Below are 20,875 nucleotides of genomic sequence, written 5' to 3' on the forward strand. Positions count from 1 at the left end.
CGAAGGATGGCCGCGGGCGAGAGCGGGGCCTGCATGGCTCGTGACGGCGCTCACGCGCCTCCTCACCATGAGGTCTTCCTCTCACGACGCTTCCGCGAGCGCCTCTTTCGCGTCGGTCTTGATGCGCTCGACCATCGAGCGCAGGCCGTTGGAACGCTGCGGCGTCAGATGATCGCGAAAGCCGAATTCGTTGAACACCGCGATCGCGTCGGTCGCAAGGATCTGCTGCGGCGTGCGGCCAGAGTAAAGCGAGAGCACGATCGCGACCAGCCCGCGCACGATGTGGGCGTCACTGTCGCCGCGATATTTCAGGATCGGGGCGCCGCCATCGCGATCGACCAGCTTCTGGAGCCAGACCTGGCTGACGCAGCCATTCACCTTGTTCTCGGCCGAATGCTCGGATTCGGGCATCGGTTCCAGGGTGCGGCCGAGCTCGATGACGTACCGGTAGCGGTCGTCCCACTCGTCCAGAAGCTCGAAATTGTCCCTGATTTCGTCGATCGTCGTCATGCTGGCCCAATGTTCCCGTTCAGGCCAATATAAGGATGCGAGGACGCGAAATCGATAGGGTTTGGGCGCTAATTCGCCGGCGCCGCCGCAGGGCCGCGCCATTCCAGCGCGAGGTCGTCCTGGCTCAGGGTGTCGCGCGGCGCCTCGCCCGAGGCGGCATCGCCTTCGCCGGCCAGCGCGATCGAGCCGGTATGATCGGGCGCCTTCTTGTCGGTCTTCTCGAGCTGCTCTTTCTTGTCGTTGATGATCTGGTAGATCTTCTTCGCGCCGTCCTGTGCGCGCTGGCCGATGATGGTCGCGGCCTGGCCGCCGACCTCGCAGGCCGCCGGCTGGCGCTTGCAGAACTGGGTCACGTCGGAGACGGCCGCGGTCGCAGCCTGCACCGCATCGGCGGCGCCGATCTGCGGCAGCTTCTCCGATTCGGGCGTCTTGTCCCGCGGCAGGAGCACCAGCACCAGCCCGAGCCAGAATGTGATGCGGAGCAGAAAGCGCATCTTATCGACCTGTATGTTAGATCCCGCCGCGGCGATGCCCGCGAGGCGCCGGACCTAGCAACTCTCGATAAATCGCAAGTGATTGCCTTCCGCTTAATTCGCGGAAAATCTGCGCAAGAATCTTCCCGAACCGCCACGTCGTAAATTTTCGATTGACGCCGGAGCCCCGTGATTCCGGTGGCGCCGCTTGTCCACCAATTCGAAACCATGCGGGGACTGGTGAAACCCTGTGTTCACCATCCCCGATGATGACGTGGTCAAATCGCCTAAAAATCTCCGCGATGACACAGTGTCCGGCGGCGGGCCGCATTGCCTTAGCACTCGTTTAAGGTCGCTCTGACACGGTGGCTCAACGATAAGGAGGCGTTCCGGCACGTCTTCTCGACGAGTGGGCCGAAGCGCGAGACCCGTGACAGTTTTGAGTATCATCCGCGATTGTCTCGATGCATTGCTGCATCCCTCCGCGCGTTACGACGCGCTGACGCGAGCGCGCCATCGTGCCTTCATGGCGCCGCGGCTGCTCGGCAGCCTGGCCGCGTTTGCCGCATTCCCGGTCTATCTCGCCACGCGCGGCGCGCCGAGCGCGATCGAGGTCGCCGCCTTCGCGTGGCTGATCGCCCCCATTCTCCTGTCATGGTTCCTGTCGCGCACCGGCCGCTATGAAGGCGCCCATGTGCTGTCGTCGCTGGCGCTTGCCGGCCTGATCATGGCGGTTGCCGGCACCACCGGCGGCATCGAATCATTCGCCGCGATCTGGCTGGTCGTGGTTCCCCTGGAAGCCGCGTTGTCGGCCTCGCGCCGCGTCGCGGCCTTTGCCTCCCTGCTTGCGCTGTCCTGCGCCGGCGTCCTGATCCTTGCCGGCCAGCTCGGCTGGCTGCCGGCCGGAGACGCCAGCGCCGCACAACGCGGCGTGCTGATGGCGTTCGGCGTCGCCTCGGCGACGCTCTATGCCGCGGGCCTCGCCTTCGGTGCGGAATCGCTCGCGCGCACCAGCGTTGCGCTGCTGTTGCGCGAGGAAGAGCGTTATCGCCTGCTGGCGCGCAACATGAGCGACGTCATCTCGCGGCATCGGCGCAACGGCGCGGTGCAGTTCATCTCGCCGGCGGTGGAAGCCATGCTCGGCATGCCTGTCGCGCAGCTGCTCGGCCACGGCCTGTTCGACCGCGTCCATGTCGCCGATCGTCCGGCCTATCTCACCGCGCTCTCCGATGCCGCCCGCGGCGACGTGCGCAGCGTCGAGTTCCGGCTGCGGCGGGAGCCGGCCGGATCGGAGCGTGGCCAGGTTGATTTCATCTGGGTCGAGATGCGCTGCCGGCCGCTCGACCAGGATATCGGCCGCCAGGATATTGACGGTGACGCCACGCGCGAGGCGGAAGTCGTCGGCGTGATGCGCGACGTCACCGATCGCAAGCTCGCGGAGCAGGCGCTCGATCAGGCGCGCAGCGCCGCGGAAGCGGCCGATGCCGCCAAGACCCGCTTCCTCGCCACCATGAGCCACGAGCTGCGCACGCCGCTCAACGCCATCATCGGCTTCTCCGAGATGATCGCGCAGGAGCAGACCCTGATGCTGGGCGCGGCCCAACGCAAGGAATATGCCCAGCTCATCAACGATTCCGGCCAGCATCTGCTGTCGGTCGTCAACGGCATCCTCGACATGTCGAAGATGGAATCGGGCAATTTCGAGATTGCGTCGGAACCGTTCACGCCGCGCGCCTCTCTGATGCATTGCTGCAATCTGCTGGCGCTGAAGGCGCGGGAGAACGGCATCGACCTCATCACCGATGCGCCGCAGGACCTGCCCGTCATGACCGGCGATCCGCGCGCCTTCAAGCAGATCGTGCTCAATCTCGTCGCCAACGCCATCAAGTTCACCGAGCGCGGTGGTCAGGTCACCGTATCAGCCGCGGTGTCCGGATCGCAGCTCGCGCTGCGCATCTGCGACACCGGTGTCGGCATTGCGGCGGATGATCTCAAGCGCATCGGCGCGCCGTTCTTCCAGGCCGGAAAGACCTATCAGCGCCGTCACGAAGGCACGGGCCTCGGACTTTCGATCGTGAAGAGTCTGGTGGCGTTGCATCTCGGCGAATTGACTGTACAAAGCAGGCTCGGCGAGGGCACCTCCGTCACCGTCAGGCTGCCGCTCGTCTACACGCCGCCGCAGGCCAAGACGTCCGATAGAATGGCGGCCGAGAGCAAGATCGCGACGCTGACACCGGTGCCGCGCCAGGAGCTTCAGGACCAATCTCACGACCAACCAGCTCTGGTGAAGAAAAGTGCCTAAGAAGTCTGCCAAGGACGAAGCCGCTCCGCGCCGCCGTGGCGCCAAGGCCGCAGTCATTGATGTCGAGACCGAGCGCAATCTTGCGATGCGCATCCTGCTGCACAGTCCCAAGGACACGCTGGCCGGTCTCGTCGCCGTCGCCGCAGTCAGCGCGATCGTTGCCAACGCGCTGTTCCTTCAGACTGGCCGGCATCCGGCGCCGATGTTCGGCACCGTGATCAATCTTCCCGCGCCGTCGTCCGTGCCGCTGTCGAACCCCTTGCCGCGTCCGCGCCCCGTCGGCGCGGATACCTCGCCGCTGGAGCCGAGAGCGACGGAATTCCGCGCCGAGCCCAAGCCTGTCGAGCGCGCCGCCGAGAAGGCCCCCGAGAAGCCGGTCGAGGCGACGGCATCGATGCCGCGTGCGGGCGATCCGATGACCAATCTGGTCAAGCAAACGACGTCGGCGCCGCCGCAATCCGTCGCCATCGCGCGTCCGCCGGCGCCGATTCCCGTGCAGCAGAGTCCGGCCGCGCGGCGTATCGCCGGCGTGCAGCGCGCGCTGTCCGAATACGGCTATGGCAATTTGAAGATCACGGGCACGATGGGCGCAGAGACGCAGTCGGCGATCCAGAAATTCGAGCGCGAGCACAAGATGCAGGTGACGGGTCAGGTCTCCGACCGCCTGCTGCGCGAGCTCGGAGCCGCGATTGGCCACCCCGTCGAATAAGCGTCATTGTTGTGCGAAGGCTGGTGCTGATTGCAGCACTGGCCTATCGTGCTCTTCATGCGTTTGAAATCAAACATTTGGGTTTCCGCCTACCTGCGCCGGTGCCAGACCGAAGGCGTGTTCGGGGCGGTGCGTCGTCGCGGTGCCGAGGAGGCGGGCGCGGTATTCGTGAAGGTGTCGCTGCTCGACGGCAACGCGATGCTGTACGTACCGGCGCCGCAGACCGTCTATGACGACGGCCGGCCGGTCGACCGCTTCTTCGTGCCACTTGCCGCGCAGCCGATGCCTGAGCCAGCGGTCGAGGAGCGCCTCACCAAGGAAATCCGCTTCGATCCGGACGCCTGGATCGTCGAGACCGAGGACCGCAAAGGCCGTCACTTCCTCGAATTGGCGAAGACCTAGCGGTCCGATCCGTCGGTGCCCGTCCGCACCGCAGGCGCCGAGCCCGGCTGCACGCCCGGCCGGGTCTGGCTGGCGCCCGCACGCGCGCGCTGGCGTTCGCTGTCATGCAGCGACGACTGGTATTTTGCGCGCGTGACCGCGAGCGTCGAGCCGCGCCAGGCCGCCAGCATCACCAGCGCGGAGCGGTCGTTGAGCCGGTCGTAGAGCCGCGACAACCGGTACACCGCATCGACCGACGTGCCGATCTCCGGCTTGAAGAACAGGAGGATGCGCTGGAAGTTCGGGCTCGGCATGTCGAGCGCGCGCGCGGCGATTGCGAGCGCTTCGCCACCGGCATCGTCGACGATCTGCGCTGCGACGCGCGAGGGCAGGATCAGGCTGTCGCCGAGCTCGTAGGTGAAATTCTCGACATCGTTGGCGATTGCCGCCATCTCCAGGATCTGGATCGCGCGCTTGGCACGCACGGTCGGAATCCGCGGCGCGGCCTTCAGCGGGGTTTGCGCCAGATTGTGCAGGACCAGCGCGCGCTGGGTCGCATCGGCGCGGAAGAACATGTCGTGGATCTCGGCCGCTTCCTTCGGCTGCATCGCCATGTTGGCGGCCATGCGCAACTCGGCGTCGGTCGGCGTGCGAGCAGGCGAAGCCGCCTGCGGGGAGCTGCGAATTTCGCGTGCGAGCGGAACCCTGCGGCCTTCCTGGGTCGCAACCAGCCCGAGTTTCTGCAGAACCGGGACGGGCGTCTGCGAATAGATCGCAAGCTTCGCCTTGACGGCCGCGCGCGTCGCATCGTCGACCTGGTCGATCAGCCGCGTTGCAAGCTCGATGAACTGGCGCTGCTCGTCGTCGCTGTGGGTGGGCGCCTGGACATAGAGGTCCGTCAGCACGCGCAGCAGCGTCGGGCGAACATCAACGCCTTCGCGACGGGAGAGGCTCATCAGCCCGTCGAATCCGGGAAACAGCGACTTGGTCATGGAGAGATACGCGACCTGGAAAAGATACTCGTCCGCGAGCCTAACGCAGGTTCCTTTAAAGGCTCGTTAAGGAAAACGAGGCGTGAAGCCGACCCCATGATTTCAGGTGTTGTCGTCCCGCAACGGGACGCGGGAGGCCGCCCGTGAAGTTACGGTCCGGAAGGCGCGTTTACACCCCGTTAACCATGAACTGATCTTAATGAACGCACGTTGCACCAGCGCGCTCGGTCGCGCGGCAATTGATAGAGAGCTGATATGGGGACCATTATCGAATTTCCGGCCGGTCGCCGGGCAGGCTCGTCGGGGGATGCCACGCCGCGCACGGAAACGGGAACGATTCTGATCCTCCCCGTGATCCGCATCGAGCGCCAGACGGAAGAAACCAGCGGCGATCGCGGGCCGGAGCAGGGCACAGCGCCGGGGCGCCGTCGTCGTCGCCGCTAGCATCCGGCTTTTGCAATGCCGGATGCCATCCGCCAGATCCGGCCTGTCGTAACGGCCGTCCTGCTCGCACTCGTCGGTGCGACGCTCGGCGCGTGCAGCGGCGGCGATTTCGGCCGCACCCGCGCTGACATGCGCAGCGACGACATGCATCGCTGGCTCGGGGCCGAGGCCACCGGCAGCGTCGGCCTGAAGTCGTCCCAATTCCAGCTCACCGACGCGGAGCGCCAGCTTCGCGATCTCGCCTATCCCATGATCGAGCCGCCGCTGTCGCGGCCCGCCTGGAAGAGCGTATTCGGCGACTACAGGGCGCTGCCGTCGCCCTGGCAGCAGAAGGTCGTGTTCGACCGCACCATGTATGGGCGCACGCTGATCGACGAGCCGCATCGCTCGCATTCATCGCGCTATGCGCAGCTGATCGAGGACGTGCGCAACGACATCACCCGTTTCGAGCCGTTCTTCGGCTCCGCGATCCGCGTCATCGATCTCGACAGGAAGCGCGATGCGACCATGGCGCGGGTCTCCGAGCTCTCGCCAAGGGAGAGGGATGATGCGGTCGCGCGCATGCGGGAGAACTCGCTGATCATCCAGTGGGTGCAGCTGTGCCTCGAGCAGCGCGTCTCGTCCTATCGCTGGGCGCTGGAGCGTCTGGTGATCCAGGCGCCCGACGGCATGGCCGCCGATGCCGACCGCCTGATCGGCGAGCTCGCGGCCCAGACTGCCAATCCGCCGGTTGCGGCCCAGCCGCCCTATGGCCGCGCAGTCATCTCGAAGGGCTAGGACTTCCTGCGTTTGTTGCGCCGTGGGCCGGTCGGATCCGGCTTGCGCCGCTGCTTCTGAAGTTTCCCGACAAAATCCTTCAGCGCATCCGCCAGCGGCACTGATGCGCGATAGGCAAGCCCGACCTCGCGTTTGACCTTCACCTCGATCTCGCGCACCGCGACGTCGGGATTGCCGCGCGCCACGCCTTCCGGGACGATGGCAATGCCGACGCCGGCCGCGACCAGCGCCATCGCCCAATCCTCGGATTGCGCGATCGCCGCGGTCTGCCTTCGTTGTGAGTTCCGACCGAAGAATTCGCTTTGCTCGCAATGGCAGCGGTCGATCAGGGGGACGCCGGCGAGATCGGCGGTCCGCAGCTTCTCCTTCAGCGTCAGCGGATGCGAGGGCGGAAGTGCGGCGACATAGCGCTCGCTCCACAGCGCGACGAAATGCTCGTCGGCGCGCAGCATGCTCTTCGAGATGATGCGCGCATCGGCGCGCTCGTCGCTGCCGACGAGGCGAAGCGCGATGTCGGTGCGCGCCGTCAGCGGCTTCAGCAGCGCGATCGTTCGGGGGATGTCGAGCGTGCGCATCAGTCCCAGCGTGACGGTGGTCTTCGTATTCGGCTTCCTGAACAGGCTGCGTGCGGCGTCCGCATCGTCGATGATGCGGCGGGCCAGCGCATGAAACTGCTCGGCTGAGGCGGTCGGCGCGCCGCCCTTCTTGTGCCGGATGAACAGCGTGGTGCCGAGCTCGGCCTCCAGATGGGTGATCGCGGTCGAGATCGACGGCTGCGATACGAAGCATGCGCGCGCCGCCGCGGTCAGATTGCGCTCGCGGTACACGGCGGCGAAGTAGCGAAGCTCGCGGATGTCCATAGGATGAACCTAGAGATAGTATCAGTATTCAATATTTTACCTATAGATCGCCCGGTGGCAAGAACGCCCTGCTCACAACAGCAGGAACGCGCCATGAAGATCCACCACCTCAACACCGGCACGATGTGCCCCATGGGCCGCCGTCTTGTGAACGGCACTGGCGGCCTGTTCCAGCGCGCCCGCCTGGTCTGCCATTGCCTGCTGGTCGAGACGAAGGACGGACTCGCTCTGGTCGACACCGGCATCGGTCTCGGCGATATCGCAACGCCCGATCGGCTGGGGGGCCGATGGCTGCGCCAGACCGCGCCGAGGCTGGATCCGGCGGAGACGGCGGTCGAGCAGGTGAAGGCGCTCGGCTACTCGCCCAGCGATGTGCGCCACGTGCTGCTGACGCATCTCGACCGCGACCACGCCGGCGGCGTACCGGACTTTCCCCATGCCGCGATCCACGTCCATCGCGCCGAATACGACATGGCGGTGGTACGCAAGCCCGCGCCGCCCGAAGGGCGCTATGTCACGGGGCAGTGGAGCCATGGGCCGCGCTGGACATTCTATGGTGAGGCCGGCGAGGACTGGTTCGGCTTCAAGGGCGTGCGCGCGCTCGGCGACAAGGAAGCCGACATCCTGATGATCCCGCTCGCTGGCCACACGCTCGGCCATTGCGGCATCGCGGTGCGATCAGGTGACAAATGGCTGCTGCATGCCGGCGACAGCTATTTCCACCACGCCCAGCTCGACCCGTCGCCGCGCGTGCCGTTGATGCTGGGTTATTTCCAGCGCCGCGGCGACATGGATCGCAAGATGCGGATCGCCAACCAGGCGCGGCTGCGCGCGCTGAAGCTCAACCACGGCGACCGCGTGAGCATCGTCAACAGCCACGATCCCGTCGCCTATGAAAGCTGCCGCTGCGCTGCGCATTAGGGTGTCGAAGCCGGGCCGCCGGTTATACGCCCGAACGCACTGCCTGAGTCCGGAGCAAGCGGTGCTTCACCGTTCGGGCGATTGCCGCTGGCGCGTCGTCGGGAATCGCGAAGCAGGAGCTCGCGTTGATTTCGCACAGGACGTAGGTGTCGGTGCCCGCGGCGTCGCGGGGCCCGTACAGGAAGTCGGCGTCCCAGATCACCGGCAGCGACGGCTCGTCGATGCCGAGCGTGTCCATCAGCTGCGGCGTCCATTCGTCCTCCATCGATCTTCGGAGCGCCTGGAATTGCGAAGCATCGGGTCCGTGCATGATCCGTGGGCCCGGCTGCGCCTCGGGTGCGTCGGGGCCTTCCGGCGGCGGCGGGATCAGGGCCTTGATCAATTGATGCCCGAAGCCCGCGACCTTGGCGCCGCTCATGTAGCAGCGGATCATGCCGTCGGGCAGGCGGGGTTGGAACGCCTGGTCGATGATGCAGCCGCCCCATCCGAAATACGGTTCGCAGCGGGCGAGGAGGGCATCGAGCGGTACGTCCTCGGGTAGACTGCCGCGTTGGGCATGCAGTACGCGAACCATGGCGTCTGCGTTGGGCAGGGCCTCCACCTTCCACACCCCTTGGCCACCATTGCCGCGATTTTGCTTGAGCACGCGCGGACCGTTCGCCTGAAGGCGCGCGGGAAATTCGGCGCGGAAGCTTGCGGCGGTGTCATAGCGATGCGTGTCGGCTCCCCAGCCGAGATGACGCGTCCGGTAGAGCACGTCCTTGACGCCCATCTTCAGGATCACGTCGGGATGTGCGCTCACCCATGGCCCTTGGGCCGCAACGTCGCGAAGCAGCGGGTCGAGGGCCTCGCGCGTCTTGCCCTGATGGACCGGATCGACCCAGACGAGCACGCCATCGACGGCGAGCAGTTGATCGCGCACGGCGTCGGCGAAAATCTCGTCGTAGATCACCGGTCGGGCTTCGATGCCGACCGCGGCGAGTGCTTCGAAAACGCGGACGAAGCGGCTGTTTTGTGCCGTCGTGTCCCGGCGCGCGGCAGCATCGCCGCGGGAGAGGATGGCAACGGTATGGCGGACAGGAGGGTGGCGTTCGGTATCCATGCGCAAGCTCCACGAATGGCGTGCTGCGCAGAGCTTGGACCGAGGTCTCACGGGGAGTCTGCTTCGTCCCCACACCGATCAATGTACGTGAAATCGTCCGGTCGTTGCAAGATGGCGATTGTGCGGTTCCGTCCAGACGGCCAACCCCTCGCGCTCGCTACTCCGGTGGCGGCGGATAGCGGTCGAATGTCGGCAGTTCGTGCGCGCGCTCCATCCATCGAAGGCGCTCTGCGACCTGGATGTGCATCGTCGCCGGTACGGCATCGGGATCGTCGTAGGTCGCGCTCTGGACGTCGATGACCCCGGGCAACATGTCGGCATTGACATAAAACAGGCCGGTTCCGCAGTCGCCGCAAAAGTGCCGCCGGGCATGTTCCGAGGAGTGATACACCTTGGGCTCGCCCTTGGTCACCTTGACGGCATCGTCCGCGTACATCGTCCAGCCGACGACGGGAGCGCCCGCGTGAAGCCTGCAATCGCGGCAGTGACACAGCGCGTGCACGATCGCTTCGCCCTCGACCTGATAGCGGATCGCGCCGCAGTGACAACCGCCGGTGATGGTGCTCATGCGTTCCTCCCGATGGAAGCGAGGTTTCGTTGATCGATAGCTCTCGAGACCTGCGGCTTCAACGGCGCAATCGATTTGCGATTGCGTCCTACTGTCGCGTGACAACTCCTGCCACGGCGCGGGCAAGGTGATCCGCGACTACCATTTGAACGAAGCCGCGACCTCGTAGCTGCGTGGCGCGCCCAGGATGATCTGGTCGGTGTAACCGGGATCGCCCCAGGCCGCGTAGAGCTTGTTGGTCAGGTTCCTCACGCGAAAGCTGATCCGGGTCTGGTCGACGCCCGGGAAATAGGCTTTGGGGATGTCGACGAATGCGAACGCGTCGAAGATCGTGTAGGCGTCCATCGTGACCAGATTGTCCTGGAAGTTGAAGCGGTCGCCGACGTGACGGACGAGGCCGCCGATCTCGACCGGCAGCTTCGTGTCGAAGCGATAGGAGGCGCCGGCGTTGGCGATGAAGTTGGGAACGTTGGGCGGCGTCTTGCCCGAATAGGACTGGAAGTCGCCATTGCCGTCGACATAGGTGAAGTCGATGAAGCGCGACTGCACGAAGGCGACGTTGCCCCACAGCTTGAGGCCTGCGACCGGATTGACCGCGGCGGCAATCTCGACGCCCTTGGAGGCCATCTTGCCGGCGACGTTGAAGAGGATGCCGCTTTCGGGGACGTAGACGTTCTTGCGCTCGATGTCGAAGGCCGAGAACGTGGCCTCCGCGCGCTTGTCGGCCGACAGCAGCTTCACGCCGGTCTCGTAGGTCCGCGACGTCGTCAGCAGCAGCGGCGTCGTGGGCCTGAGGATGAAGATGTTCGCCACCGTCGGGTCGGCTGCTGTCGCGTACTGGCTGTAAAGCATCACGCCGGGCGCGATGTCCCAGGTGTAGCCGATGCGTCCGGTGACCGGATTGAACGTCTTCGAGAAAGGATAGTTGGCTTTCAGGAGGCCATTCTCGTCGAAGCGGGTCCGCGACAGCTCGATATTTTCAAAACGGATGCCGCCGATCAGCGCGAAGGTCGAGGTCAGCTTGAGCCGGTCCTCGAACGACAGCGAGGCGGTGTCGAGATGGGTATAGATCTTCTCGTCGGCGCGCGGGCCATAGAACCCCCGATCCGGGTTGAGGAGGTCGACGTAGTCATTGAAGAACAGCGTGTCCTGCGAGACGTTGAACTGATTGCTGCTCGCCGCCACGGTGGCGACGAAGCGATTGTCCATTCCGCCGACGTTGGAATTGACGGTGAGGTCGGTGATGTTGCCGTAGAGCCGCTGCGCGTGATCGAGCGCCAAGCGCTCGCGGTAGATGCTCTGCGCGCCTGCGAAATTGCCTACGGTCTGGTCGAACGACGAGATCTCGTTGTTGAACCAGTGCCGGTGGGCGTCATAGCCGTAGACCTGGCTCTTCAGCGAGATGTTGTTGGTGATGTCCCATTGAAAGCCGCTGCGCAGCCAGAGCTCGTTGGCGCCGCTGTGATTGTCGAGCACGTTGTAGTTCGTGGTCAGCGTGCGCGCGTCGATGGTGACCGGGACCGGCGTGCCGCCGCCGAGGTAATAGTTGCTCCAGAGGCCGGAGACGACGCCATACGTCGGCACGATGCCCGGCGCGTTCGCCGGCACCAGCGGCGTCCCCCAGTAGAAGCGGTCGTTGTCCTGCCTGTATTCGGTCGCGCCCCAGATCCTCAGGTTCTCGTTGACGCGATAGTTCAGCTGGCCCGAGACGTTGCTGAGCTTCGAATAGGTGTCGTCGATAAAGCCCTTGTTGTTGAAATGGCTGATGTCGAAGCGGTAGTCGAGGCCGTTGATCAGCGTGCTGCCGCCCGATCCGTAACCGGCGCGATAGCCGTTGAAGGAATCGTAGGAGGTGAAGGCGTCGTTGACGATTGGTCCGGTGTGCGGCGCCTTGTTCACGTAGTTGATGGCGCCGCCGGTCGCACCGAGGCCCGCCACCAGCGAGTCCGGTCCCTTGATGATCTCGACCTGCTGGAGGCCAGCCACGTCCATGGGACGGCCGGTCATGGTCGACGGCCCGATCGGGATGCCGTTGTAGAGCGTGGAGATCTGGTCGCCGGAAAAACCACGCATCGAGAAGATGGCGGGCGCGCCGGGCGCATCGCCGCCGGTGACGCCGACTGCAGCCTTGGCGACGTCGGTCGTGGTCCGGATGCCCAGGTCCTGCATCGTCCGCTGACTGATGACCTCGACGGTCGCCGGCATCTCGCGCGCCGTGATGCCGAGCCGGGAGCCGACGTCGGTGACGGCTGCCGTGTTGAGCGGCGTCTGCACCGGGCCGCTCGGAGCTTGCGTGGCCGGAACGGCGACAGCAGGGGCGCCACGATTGCGTCCCGCGGCGCGCCGGGCCGCGCGCTGCTTCTGAGTGCCCGGGCTGACGGCAGGAGCCTGTCGCGGCGCAGGCGGCGACACGATCACCGGACCGACCTCCCGGGAGCGGTTGTCCTGCGCCGCGCTTTGCGCGAGCGCCGCGGACGACAAGGACACCGACGAGAGCAGAGTAATCAGGAAAGCACGCGATAACGCTGGCCTTGCGCCAGCACGGAAATGAAGATTTTGCACGACAACGCTCTGCGGCGACGCAAACAAACCGTCACCGCGGTTGCCTTAGTCATCCACCTTCGCCCCAGGCGGCGGATGCACCGGCTACTTGTCCGACATCAGGGCACCCCGCCCAATGCGTTCGCGCGTGACCATGGCTGGTAGCAGGTTTCCTGGCTCGCGGGTCATCGCCTTCGACCACCTTCCCAGAGGCCCAAGCGGGGCTCCAGTGGTTCGTTTGGTCGTCGGCTATCCGCCTACAGTTGCGGGGGCAGCCGCGGAATTGCCCACCGAGGTGGACGCACCGCATTCCCTTGAAGAGTCCTTGCGGACACTACCGATCACGAAACTGGCATCAGGGGATGAGCGCGTCAACATCCGCGCGGGCTGCTGGACGGGTCGGTGGGTCGATGGTGGCCTTGTGTTGCTGTTTTGCACGATAGTCCGAAGGACCGCGTCGAAACGTCCAACCCGGCCTCTGGACGAGCCTGGGTAACGAACGCTTGACCACGATCAATAACTGCTGGTGTCCGAATATGCTACTGAGGTCGAGTTCCGGCCCGACAAGGTAAGTCGATATTGATGCAGTTCGTCCGTACCATCCTGGCAGTCGCCATCGCCATATCCCTGGCGATGCTGCCGGTTGGCGCGTCCGCCGCGAACCTCGCAATGTCGTCGGATGGCATGCAGGCGGCCATGCACATGAGCGGCGACGCCGACATGTCGATGGACGATTGTTGTCCCGACATGAAGGGAACGGGCTCCCATAGCGGCGGCTACAAGTGCGGGATGGGCTTCTGCTGCGTTGGCGGGATCATCGCGCTCGGTGATGTCCGGCCCGTGGCGTTCGAACGTCTCGCCGTCATGGCCAGCACGATGGCTATCCCCCCGGATCAGGTCGTTTCCTTCCGCGGCGGCAGTCCTCCTTTCCGACCTCCTCGAATCTGATCTCGCAAAGCCCGAGACGCGAGCGGCAGGCCTGCTCGCGACGACGACTGACGTGCGCGCTTCACGCGCCACGGCGAAAGATCAATTCATGAGGACAGGACAATGCTTTCCAAGATCAGCACCGCGGCTCTCGCCGCCACCCTTTCGCTTGCCGCTTCCGCCGCGATGGCGGGCGCGGGCGACTACGCCTTCGAGCCCGTCACTCCGCAGATGAAGAAGGGCGAAGATGTCACGCTCGCCGTTCGCCTGACGAACCGGCAGACCGGCAAGCCGATACCGGACGCGGTCATCTTCAAGACCCGCCTCGACATGGCTCCGGACGGGATGGCCGAGATGGAGTCGGCGGTCGCGCCGCTGCCGTCCAGGGAGCCTGGTGTGTACGCGTTCAAGACGGACCTGCCGATGGCTGGCCGTTACCAGATGACGCTGTCTGTGAAGGTGCAGGGCGAACCGGAGACCGTCACCGGCAAGGTGATCGTCACGGCGGTCAAGTGAGCGTTCGGGCGCTGCCCGGCGGCGCCCGACATTCCCCTTTTTCCTTCACACGGACGCGCGCTCCCGGGCGCGCGGATACACGACATGAAAACGCTGCGTCTCCTGACGGCACTTGCGCTGGGCGGCGGCCTGGTCCTGGCCGGCTACTACTGGCATTCGAACGGTGCGGGCTGGCTCGCTGAGGCCGACATATCATCGGCTGCGGCTGCCGCGGAGCGAACGCCGCTCTACTACCGCGATCCAAGCGGTGCGCCGCTCTGGTCTGCGGGTCCGAAGAAGGACGACCGCGGGCGGGACTATCTGCCGGTCTACGACGACGATGGAGCGGCCGTCGCGCCGGCGCCGCCGAAGGCGCAGGCGGCTTCGCCGCGAAAGACCCTCTACTACCGCAATCCCATGGGGCTGCCCGATACGTCGACCGTCCCAAAGAAGGATCCGATGGGGATGGACTATGTCGCCGTTTACGAAGGCGACGACACCGACGACGGCACGGTGAAGCTGTCGCCCGGCAAGATCCAGCGCGCGGGCGTGAAGTCCGAGCCCGTCGCGCGGCGCTCGATCCGGGTCTCGGTGAAGGCGCCCGGCACGATCCAGCTCGATGAACGTCGCGTGTCGGTGATCGCGATGCGCGCCGAAAGCTTCGTACAGAAGGTCGCCGACGTGACCACCGGCACGCGCGTGAAGGCCGGCCAGCCGCTGATGGAGATCTACAGTTCGGCGGTGGCGTCCGCAGCCGCGGAATATCTCGCGACGATCACCTCCAAGACGGTCGGCGGTGTCGAGATGTACGGCCGCGGCTCGCGACAGCGGCTGGTCAATCTCGACGTTCCCGAGTCCGTCATTGCGGAGATGGACAAGACGCACACCGCGCCCGTCGCCATACGCTGGTCTGCACCGCGCGACGGGGTCGTGCTCGAACGCAATGCGATCGAAGGGATGCGGGCCAATCCCGGCGACGTTCTGTTCCGGATCGCGGACACCTCGGTCGTCTGGGCGCTGGTCGACGTGGCCGAGCGCGATCTCGGCAACATCGCGGTGGGGCAGTCAGTCGCGGTGCGCGCGCGCAGTTTCCCCGGCCGAACCTTCACCGGGACAATCGCTGTCGTCTATCCGCAGGTGAACCGCGACACGCGAACCGTTCGCGTCAGGATCGAGCTTGCCAATCCGGACGCGGTGCTGCTGCCCGACATGTACGTCGATGCCGATATCGACACGGCCGATGCCGCGCCCGTCCTGGCGATACAGGACAGCGCGGTGCTCGACACCGGCAGCCGGCAGGCCGTCCTCGTCGACAGGGGGGAAGGGCGTTTCGAACCGCGGGAAGTGAAGCTCGGCCGTCGCGGCGGCGGCTATGTCGAGGTGCGCCATGGTCTCGCGGACGGCGAGGCGGTGGTGACCTCCGCCAACTTCCTGATCGATGCGGAAAGCAACCTGAAGGCGGCGCTGAAGGGTTTTGGCGAGGCGGCATCCCAGGCCACCGACGCCGGCCCTGGCAATGCAACGGGAGATCACAAATGATCGCCCGCATCATCGCCTGGTCGGCGCGCAATCTGCTGCTCGTGCTGTTCGGGACCGGCTTCGCGGCCGCCGCCGGCCTCTATGCCCTGGTTCACCTTCCGCTGGATGCGATCCCAGACCTCTCGGATACGCAGGTCATCGTCTACACCGAGTATCCCGGCCAGGCGCCGCAGGTGATCGAGGATCAGGTCACCTATCCACTGACGACGGCGATGCTCACCGTACCGAAATCGAAGGTCGTACGCGGCTTCTCGTTCTTCGGCGTCTCCTTTGTCTATGTGATCTTCGAGGACGGCACCGACATCTATTGGGCGCGGTCGCGCGTCATGGAATTCCTGAACGGCGCGGCGTCCAGGCTTCCCGCGGGCGTCACCCCGACCATCGGACCCGACGCGACCGGCGTCGGCTGGGTCTACCAATACGCCGTCGTATCGAAGGAATTGAACCTGGCGGACACGCGCACGATCCAGGACTGGAATCTGAAGTTCGCGCTGGCCAAGGCCGAAGGCGTCGCCGAGGTCGCCAGCATCGGCGGCTTCGTCAAGCAGTACAACGTGGTCCTCGACCCGCAGCGGATGCGCGACCGCGGCATCAGCATGCAAAAAATACGTGAGGCGATCCGCGCCAGCAACGCCGACGTCGGCGGGCGCACCGTCGAGCTCTCCGAGTTCGAATACGTCATCCGCGGCAAGGGCTACATCAAGAGCATCAACGATCTCGGCAACATCGTGCTGAAGACGAGCAACGGCACGCCGGTGTTGCTGCGGGACGTCGCCAGCGTCGAGCTCGGGCCCGACGAGCGGCGCGGCATCGCCGAATTGAACGGCGAGGGCGAGGTCGCAAGCGGCATCGTGCTGCAGCGGTTCGGCGTCAACGCCCTCGACGTCATCGAAAACGTCAAGAAGCGCTTCAGGGAGATCGCGAGCAGCCTGCCGAAATCGGTCGAGATCGTGCCGGTCTACGACCGGTCGAACCTGATCTACGCAGCCATCGATACCCTCAAGCATACCCTGTTCGAGGAGAGCATCGTCGTCGGGCTCGTCTGCATCGTGTTCCTTCTGCATGTCCGCAGCGCACTCGTCGCGATCCTGATGTTGCCGGTCGGCGTGTTGATGGCGTTTGGCGCCATGAAGCTGCTCGGGCTGGGATCGAACATCATGAGCCTCGGCGGCATCGCGATTGCAATCGGCGCCATGGTGGACGCCGCCATCGTCATGATCGAGAACGCACACAAGCACCTCGAACGGGCGAGGCCCGATCAATCACGCGTGCAGGTCCTGATCGACGCGGCATCCGAAGTCGGCCCCGCGCTCTTCTTCAGCCTGTTGATCATCACCGTGTCGTTCATGCCGATCTTCACGCTGGAATCGCAGGAGGGCCGATTGTTCAGCCCGCTGGCGTTCACGAAGACCTTCTCCATGGCCGCCGCGGCGTTGCTGTCCGTCACCCTGGTGCCGGCGCTGATGGTGATCTTCGTCCGCGGCAGGATCGTCCCGGAGAGCAGGAACGTCATCAATCGCGTCTTGATCTGGGTCTACCGTCCCGTGATCAAGGGGGTTCTGCGCGCCAAGACGCTGGTCATCCTGGCTTCGCTCGTCGTGCTTGCGGTGACGATCTGGCCGGCGCGCCAGCTCGGCACCGAGTTCATGCCGGCGCTGAACGAGGGAACGCTGCTCTACATGCCAACGACGCTGCCCGGCATTTCGGTCACCAAGGCGGCCGAGCTGATGCAGATGCAGGACCGCATCATCAAGTCGTTCCCGGAGGTCGCTTCGGTCTACGGCAAGGCGGGGCGAGCAGCCACTGCGACCGATCCCGCCCCGACCGAGATGTTTGAGACGATCGTCAACCTGAAGCCGAAGGAGCAGTGGCGTTCCGGCGTTACCGTCGACAGTCTCATCGCCGAGATGGACAAGGCGTTGCAGTTTCCGGGCGTCTCCAATGCCTGGACCATGCCGATCAAGGCACGTATCGACATGCTCTCGACCGGAATCCGCACGCCGGTCGGGGTCAAGGTCATGGGCACGGACCTCGCCGAGATCGACCGGCTCGCGAAGCAGATCGAGCGCGTCATCAAGACCGTACCCGGCACCTCGTCGGCCTACGCCGAGCGCGGCATCGGCGGCTATTATCTCGAGATCGTTCCCGACCGTGAGGCGCTCGCCCGTTACGGCATCCTGATCCAGGATGTCCAGGACACCATCGCGGCCGCGCTCGGCGGCCAGACGGTCACGACGACCGTGGAGGGCCGGCAGCGGTTCACGGTGAACATGCGCTATCCGCGCGACCTTCGCGACAACCCCAAGGCCATCGCCAGCGACATCCTGGTGCCGATGCCGTCGGGCGGCGCCGTGCCGCTCGGCGAGGTGGCGAAGGTCGAACCCGCGCGCGGGCCGACGTCGATCCGGACGGAGAACGGCCAGCTTGCGACCTATATCTACGTCGACATCCGGGATCGCGACATCGGAAGCTACGTCACTGACGCGCAACGCGCCGTGACGGAGAGCATCCGGTTTCCCGCCGGCACCTACGTCGTGTGGAGCGGACAGTACGAATACCTGCAGCGCGCCGCCGCCCGTCTGAAGATCGTGGTGCCCGTGACGCTCACGATCATCTTCCTGCTGCTGTACCTGAACTTCCGGGCGATGACCGAGACCCTGATCGTGATGCTGTCACTGCCGTTCGCGCTGGTCGGCGGCATCTGGATGATGTGGTGGCTCGGCTTCAACCTGTCCGTCGCCGTCGCGGTCGGCTTCATCGCGCTCGCAGGCGTCGCCGCCGAGACGGGTGTCGTCATGCTGATCTACCTCGATCATGCGCTGGCCGAGGTGAAAGCCAGGTGCAGCGCCGAGGGGAGGCCACTGACGCGCCTGGATCTCCACGACGCCATCATGGTGGGCGCGGTCGAGCGCGTGCGGCCCAAGATGATGACGGTGGTTGCCATCATGGCCGGTCTGCTGCCGATCATGTGGAGCACCGGGGCCGGATCGGAGATCATGCAGCGCATTGCGGTGCCGATGATCGGCGGCATGACGTCATCGACATTGCTGACGCTCGTCGTGATCCCCGCAATTTTCGGCTTGGTGAAGGGGCGGGGGCTTCCGCCGGGCGAACGATCGGCTCCTGCCGACGAATGGACCGCGCGCGCGTCGCAAGCCGCCGAATAGGCTGGGCAGCGGAGGTCGTCTTCATGGCGACCTCCGCTCCGCCATGAAAAAAAACGCCGCGGATTCCGACCGAAAAGCGTTAGGGGCGGTGAGTTGCCTGGCGCGCTTCGACCACCTCGCCATCTTCCTTCGTGAACCGGCCGACCGGATTGTCGAGGAGATCGACGACGGCTTCGGAGGGACGGCACAAGCGCGTGCCCTTCGAGGTCACGACGATCGGGCGGTTGATGAGAATGGGATGCGCGAGCATCTGATCGATCAACTGGTCGTCGGTCCATTTGGGGTCGGCGAGGCCGAGCTCCTTGTACGGCGTGCCCTTCTCGCGCAGCAGTTCGCGAACCGGAATGCCCATCGCCGCAATCAGCTGCTTGAGCGTCTCGCGCGACGGCGGGGTCTTGAGATATTCGATGACCGTGGGCTCCGCGCCGCTCTGCCGAATCATCGCCAGCGTGTTGCGCGAGGTGCCGCAATCGGGGTTGTGGTAGATCGTCACGCTCATCGGGTCGTCTCCGCAATTTGTACGGGGCCGCGGGCCCTGGAGTGCCCGAGCAGCCAGTTCATCAACAGCATGCCGGCGAATGCTCCGCAGAGCTCCGCAAGGATGAATCCGGGCAGGTCGGTCGGACGAATGCCCGAGAACGTGTTTGTCAGCGACCGCGCGATGGCCACCGCCGGATTTGCAAACGACGTGGAGGCCGTGAACCAATAGGCTGCCGTGATGTAAAGGCCCACCAGCCAGGGAACCGCCGTCCGCTGAAATCGGATGCCGGCCAGGATCGTCGCGACCAGACCGAAGGCAGCGAACGCTTCGGCGAACCATTGCGACCCGCCCGTTCGAACCTTCGTCGAGAAATCGAGCAGGGGAAGTCCGAACATCAGATGCGCGGCCATCGTCCCCGCGATGCCGCCGGCGATCTGCGCGACCACGTAGAGCACGGCTTCGTTGACCGGAAGCTCGCGCTTGCCGGTGAAGACGAGGGTCACCGCGGGATTGAAATGCGCGCCGGAGATCGGACCGAGCACGGTGATCAGGACAACCAGAATGGCTCCGGTCGGCAGGGTATTGCACAGCAGCGCCAGCGCCACGTCCTTGGTCAGCGTCTCGGCCATGATGCCGGAGCCGACGACGGTGGCGACGAGAATCCCGGTTCCGAGCGCTTCGGCCGCGAGGCGCCGTGGAAGATCGAAATTGTCCATCAGCCGGCCTTCGGCGTTGAATGTGTTGCGCCCTGGGAGCGTCCGATCTCGCGCAGCTTGGTGCCGAGGGAGAGCTTGTCGATGCTCCTGAGCGGCAGGCTCAAAAAGGTGTCGATCCGATTCCTGAGGTAGCGGAATGCGGTGACGAACGCTGCCTGTTTCTCCAGATCGGTACCTTCGGCTGCGGCGGGATCCTCGATACCCCAATGTGCGGTCATCGGCTGTCCCGGCCAGATGGGGCAGGATTCACCGGCCGCATTGTCACAAACGGTGAAGACGAAATCCATCACCGGCGCATCGGGAGCGGCGAACTCCAGCCAGCTCTTCGAGCGCATCCCGTCGGCGGGGTAGTCCATGCTTTCCAGCGTACGCAAGGCCAGCGGGTGCACCGCGCCTTTCGGCGCGCTGCCGGCGGAGAAGGACTGAAAGCGGCCGGCTCCGTCCTTGCGAAGGATCGACTCGGCGAGGATCGAGCGCGCCGAATTGCCGGTGCACAGGAACAAAACATTGTACATCTGGTCAGGCACGGCTTCGCTCCTTTCGCTTTGGCGAGCAGCAGGCTTGAAGGCTCTCGACGACCGGTTCGCAAACCTCCGGCCGGCCGCCGCAGCAATCCCGAAGCAGGAAAACCGCAACGTCCCTGAACTCCGCAAGGTTGGCGCGATAGACGATTGAACGGCTGTGTCGCTCGGAGGTGACGAGGCGGGCACGCGTCAGGATCGAGAGATGAGCCGAAAGCGTATTCGGGGGGACTTCCAGCAGACGTGCGAGGTCGCCGGCCGCAAGGCCATCGGGCTCGTGTCGGACCAGCGTCCGGAAGGCCTCCAGACGGGTCGATTGTGACAGGGCGGCGAGCGCGAGGACGGCTTCTTCAGTTTCCATATATCCAGATTTATAGAAATGATGATAAAGCGTCAATTGAATTTCCGAACTGGGCGCGTTTAGAATGCGTTGTGTCTTGCGATCGAGG

General features: G+C 65.1%; 21 protein-coding genes and 1 riboswitch. Of the genes, 10 read left to right on the forward strand and 11 right to left on the reverse strand.

The annotated features are described in order from the left end of the window. Positions 1-81 precede the first annotated feature (81 nt). Both ABIB99_RS02485 and ABIB99_RS02490 read right to left on the reverse strand, forming a co-directional pair. Positions 82-510: a SufE family protein gene (locus ABIB99_RS02485; RefSeq protein WP_166098574.1), complete on the reverse strand. Its 429-nt coding sequence runs from the start codon at positions 508-510 to the stop codon at positions 82-84. 68 nt (positions 511-578) lie between these two features. Further along, complete coding sequence (locus ABIB99_RS02490; protein ID WP_063984586.1) at positions 579-1,004, reverse strand: DUF5330 domain-containing protein; 426 nt, start codon at positions 1,002-1,004, stop codon at positions 579-581. Between the two features lie 409 nt (positions 1,005-1,413). Here ABIB99_RS02490 and ABIB99_RS02495 point away from each other — a divergent pair, with 409 nt between their 5' ends. From ABIB99_RS02495 to ABIB99_RS02505, 3 genes are read left to right on the forward strand one after another with little or no spacing between them, the layout of a single operon-like run. Then, complete coding sequence (locus tag ABIB99_RS02495) at positions 1,414-3,285, forward strand: PAS domain-containing sensor histidine kinase (RefSeq protein WP_354174771.1); 1,872 nt, start codon at positions 1,414-1,416, stop codon at positions 3,283-3,285. After that, on the forward strand, positions 3,278-3,994 hold the full coding sequence (locus ABIB99_RS02500; RefSeq protein ID WP_247308376.1) for a peptidoglycan-binding domain-containing protein: 717 nt from the start codon (positions 3,278-3,280) through the stop codon (positions 3,992-3,994). The genes ABIB99_RS02495 and ABIB99_RS02500 overlap by 8 nt, the downstream gene beginning before the upstream one ends. Before the next feature lie 57 nt (positions 3,995-4,051). Beyond that, complete coding sequence (locus ABIB99_RS02505) at positions 4,052-4,396, forward strand: DUF1491 family protein (protein ID WP_063986550.1); 345 nt, start codon at positions 4,052-4,054, stop codon at positions 4,394-4,396. Here ABIB99_RS02505 and ABIB99_RS02510 read toward each other — a convergent pair. After that, entirely contained in the window at positions 4,393-5,367 is a 975-nt protein-coding gene (locus ABIB99_RS02510; RefSeq protein WP_354174774.1) for a DUF2336 domain-containing protein, read from the reverse strand. The genes ABIB99_RS02505 and ABIB99_RS02510 overlap by 4 nt on opposite strands. 255 nt (positions 5,368-5,622) lie before the next feature. Here ABIB99_RS02510 and ABIB99_RS02515 point away from each other — a divergent pair, with 255 nt between their 5' ends. Together ABIB99_RS02515 and ABIB99_RS02520 are read left to right on the forward strand one after the other, a co-directional pair. After that, complete coding sequence (locus ABIB99_RS02515; protein ID WP_014496746.1) at positions 5,623-5,811, forward strand: hypothetical protein; 189 nt, start codon at positions 5,623-5,625, stop codon at positions 5,809-5,811. 15 nt (positions 5,812-5,826) lie between these two features. Then, the gene (locus ABIB99_RS02520) at positions 5,827-6,588 is read left to right on the forward strand and encodes a hypothetical protein (protein WP_354174776.1); all 762 of its coding nucleotides are present in this window, start codon (positions 5,827-5,829) and stop codon (positions 6,586-6,588) included. Here the strand turns inward: ABIB99_RS02520 and ABIB99_RS02525 are convergent. Next, the gene (locus ABIB99_RS02525; RefSeq protein WP_354174778.1) at positions 6,585-7,448 is read right to left on the reverse strand and encodes a LysR family transcriptional regulator; all 864 of its coding nucleotides are present in this window, start codon (positions 7,446-7,448) and stop codon (positions 6,585-6,587) included. The genes ABIB99_RS02520 and ABIB99_RS02525 overlap by 4 nt on opposite strands. 93 nt (positions 7,449-7,541) lie before the next feature. Here ABIB99_RS02525 and ABIB99_RS02530 point away from each other — a divergent pair, with 93 nt between their 5' ends. Then, positions 7,542-8,369 carry an MBL fold metallo-hydrolase gene (locus ABIB99_RS02530; RefSeq protein ID WP_354174780.1) on the forward strand — a complete coding sequence of 276 codons (828 nt, stop codon included), beginning with the start codon at positions 7,542-7,544 and terminating at the stop codon, positions 8,367-8,369. 22 nt (positions 8,370-8,391) lie between these two features. Here ABIB99_RS02530 and ABIB99_RS02535 read toward each other — a convergent pair whose 3' ends face one another. From ABIB99_RS02535 to ABIB99_RS02545, 3 genes are all read right to left on the reverse strand, one after another. Then, the gene (locus tag ABIB99_RS02535; RefSeq protein WP_354174781.1) at positions 8,392-9,471 is read right to left on the reverse strand and encodes a Cj0069 family protein; all 1,080 of its coding nucleotides are present in this window, start codon (positions 9,469-9,471) and stop codon (positions 8,392-8,394) included. 157 nt (positions 9,472-9,628) lie between these two features. Next, entirely contained in the window at positions 9,629-10,039 is a 411-nt protein-coding gene (locus ABIB99_RS02540; protein ID WP_354116908.1) for a GFA family protein, read from the reverse strand. A 138-nt stretch (positions 10,040-10,177) separates the two neighbouring features. Continuing rightward, positions 10,178-12,526 (reverse strand): TonB-dependent receptor, encoded by a 2,349-nt coding sequence (locus tag ABIB99_RS02545; protein WP_354174782.1) that lies wholly within the window; start codon positions 12,524-12,526, stop codon positions 10,178-10,180. A gap of 200 nt (positions 12,527-12,726) precedes the next feature. Beyond that, a riboswitch (cobalamin riboswitch) is annotated at positions 12,727-12,934 on the reverse strand. Positions 12,935-13,162: 228 nt separating this feature from the next. On the opposite strand from ABIB99_RS02545, the gene ABIB99_RS02550 reads away from it, so the two are divergent. The 4 genes from ABIB99_RS02550 (at position 13,163) to ABIB99_RS02565 (ending at position 18,708) form a co-directional block, all read left to right on the forward strand. Continuing rightward, on the forward strand, positions 13,163-13,528 hold the full coding sequence (locus tag ABIB99_RS02550; RefSeq protein ID WP_259261155.1) for a hypothetical protein: 366 nt from the start codon (positions 13,163-13,165) through the stop codon (positions 13,526-13,528). Between the two features lie 102 nt (positions 13,529-13,630). After that, a complete protein-coding gene (locus ABIB99_RS02555) occupies positions 13,631-14,023 on the forward strand; it encodes a FixH family protein (protein WP_354174783.1) in 393 nt (130 codons plus the stop codon). Positions 14,024-14,107: 84 nt separating this feature from the next. Further along, complete coding sequence (locus ABIB99_RS02560; protein ID WP_354174784.1) at positions 14,108-15,541, forward strand: efflux RND transporter periplasmic adaptor subunit; 1,434 nt, start codon at positions 14,108-14,110, stop codon at positions 15,539-15,541. Beyond that, entirely contained in the window at positions 15,538-18,708 is a 3,171-nt protein-coding gene (locus tag ABIB99_RS02565) for an efflux RND transporter permease subunit (RefSeq protein ID WP_354174785.1), read from the forward strand. The genes ABIB99_RS02560 and ABIB99_RS02565 overlap by 4 nt, the downstream gene beginning before the upstream one ends. Before the next feature lie 79 nt (positions 18,709-18,787). Here the strand turns inward: ABIB99_RS02565 and arsC are convergent, their stop codons facing one another. From arsC to ABIB99_RS02585, 4 genes are read right to left on the reverse strand one after another with little or no spacing between them, the layout of a single operon-like run. Continuing rightward, positions 18,788-19,207, reverse strand: a complete 420-nt coding sequence (arsC, locus tag ABIB99_RS02570; RefSeq protein WP_354174786.1) for an arsenate reductase (glutaredoxin) — start codon at positions 19,205-19,207, stop codon at positions 18,788-18,790. Continuing rightward, positions 19,204-19,905: an aquaporin gene (locus ABIB99_RS02575; protein ID WP_354174787.1), complete on the reverse strand. Its 702-nt coding sequence runs from the start codon at positions 19,903-19,905 to the stop codon at positions 19,204-19,206. The genes arsC and ABIB99_RS02575 overlap by 4 nt, the downstream gene beginning before the upstream one ends. Further along, a complete protein-coding gene (locus ABIB99_RS02580) occupies positions 19,905-20,432 on the reverse strand; it encodes an arsenate reductase ArsC (RefSeq protein ID WP_354174788.1) in 528 nt (175 codons plus the stop codon). The genes ABIB99_RS02575 and ABIB99_RS02580 overlap by 1 nt, the downstream gene beginning before the upstream one ends. Further along, entirely contained in the window at positions 20,425-20,787 is a 363-nt protein-coding gene (locus tag ABIB99_RS02585; protein ID WP_063984569.1) for an ArsR/SmtB family transcription factor, read from the reverse strand. The genes ABIB99_RS02580 and ABIB99_RS02585 overlap by 8 nt, the downstream gene beginning before the upstream one ends. Positions 20,788-20,875 lie beyond the last annotated feature (88 nt).

The organism is Bradyrhizobium sp. LA6.1 (genome assembly GCF_040547805.1).
Classification (GTDB): Bacteria; Pseudomonadota; Alphaproteobacteria; order Rhizobiales; family Xanthobacteraceae; genus Bradyrhizobium; species Bradyrhizobium barranii.

What these genes read in the sequence shown, in the direction of transcription:
- ABIB99_RS02525 (WP_354174778.1), bottom strand. Translation starts at nt 7,448, where the DNA reads ATGGACATCCGCGAGCTTCGCTACTTCGCCGCCGTGTACCGCGAGCGC.
- ABIB99_RS02535 (WP_354174781.1), bottom strand. Translation starts at nt 9,471, where the DNA reads ATGGATACCGAACGCCACCCTCCTGTCCGCCATACCGTTGCCATCCTC.
- ABIB99_RS02550 (WP_259261155.1), top strand. Translation starts at nt 13,163, where the DNA reads ATGCAGTTCGTCCGTACCATCCTGGCAGTCGCCATCGCCATATCCCTG.
- ABIB99_RS02530 (WP_354174780.1), top strand. Translation starts at nt 7,542, where the DNA reads ATGAAGATCCACCACCTCAACACCGGCACGATGTGCCCCATGGGCCGC.
- ABIB99_RS02585 (WP_063984569.1), bottom strand. Translation starts at nt 20,787, where the DNA reads ATGGAAACTGAAGAAGCCGTCCTCGCGCTCGCCGCCCTGTCACAATCG.
- ABIB99_RS02575 (WP_354174787.1), bottom strand. Translation starts at nt 19,905, where the DNA reads ATGGACAATTTCGATCTTCCACGGCGCCTCGCGGCCGAAGCGCTCGGA.
- ABIB99_RS02515 (WP_014496746.1), top strand. Translation starts at nt 5,623, where the DNA reads ATGGGGACCATTATCGAATTTCCGGCCGGTCGCCGGGCAGGCTCGTCG.
- ABIB99_RS02510 (WP_354174774.1), bottom strand. Translation starts at nt 5,367, where the DNA reads ATGACCAAGTCGCTGTTTCCCGGATTCGACGGGCTGATGAGCCTCTCC.
- ABIB99_RS02540 (WP_354116908.1), bottom strand. Translation starts at nt 10,039, where the DNA reads ATGAGCACCATCACCGGCGGTTGTCACTGCGGCGCGATCCGCTATCAG.
- ABIB99_RS02560 (WP_354174784.1), top strand. Translation starts at nt 14,108, where the DNA reads ATGAAAACGCTGCGTCTCCTGACGGCACTTGCGCTGGGCGGCGGCCTG.
- arsC (WP_354174786.1), bottom strand. Translation starts at nt 19,207, where the DNA reads ATGAGCGTGACGATCTACCACAACCCCGATTGCGGCACCTCGCGCAAC.
- ABIB99_RS02485 (WP_166098574.1), bottom strand. Translation starts at nt 510, where the DNA reads ATGACGACGATCGACGAAATCAGGGACAATTTCGAGCTTCTGGACGAG.
- ABIB99_RS02505 (WP_063986550.1), top strand. Translation starts at nt 4,052, where the DNA reads ATGCGTTTGAAATCAAACATTTGGGTTTCCGCCTACCTGCGCCGGTGC.
- ABIB99_RS02520 (WP_354174776.1), top strand. Translation starts at nt 5,827, where the DNA reads ATGCCGGATGCCATCCGCCAGATCCGGCCTGTCGTAACGGCCGTCCTG.
- ABIB99_RS02565 (WP_354174785.1), top strand. Translation starts at nt 15,538, where the DNA reads ATGATCGCCCGCATCATCGCCTGGTCGGCGCGCAATCTGCTGCTCGTG.
- ABIB99_RS02555 (WP_354174783.1), top strand. Translation starts at nt 13,631, where the DNA reads ATGCTTTCCAAGATCAGCACCGCGGCTCTCGCCGCCACCCTTTCGCTT.
- ABIB99_RS02490 (WP_063984586.1), bottom strand. Translation starts at nt 1,004, where the DNA reads ATGCGCTTTCTGCTCCGCATCACATTCTGGCTCGGGCTGGTGCTGGTG.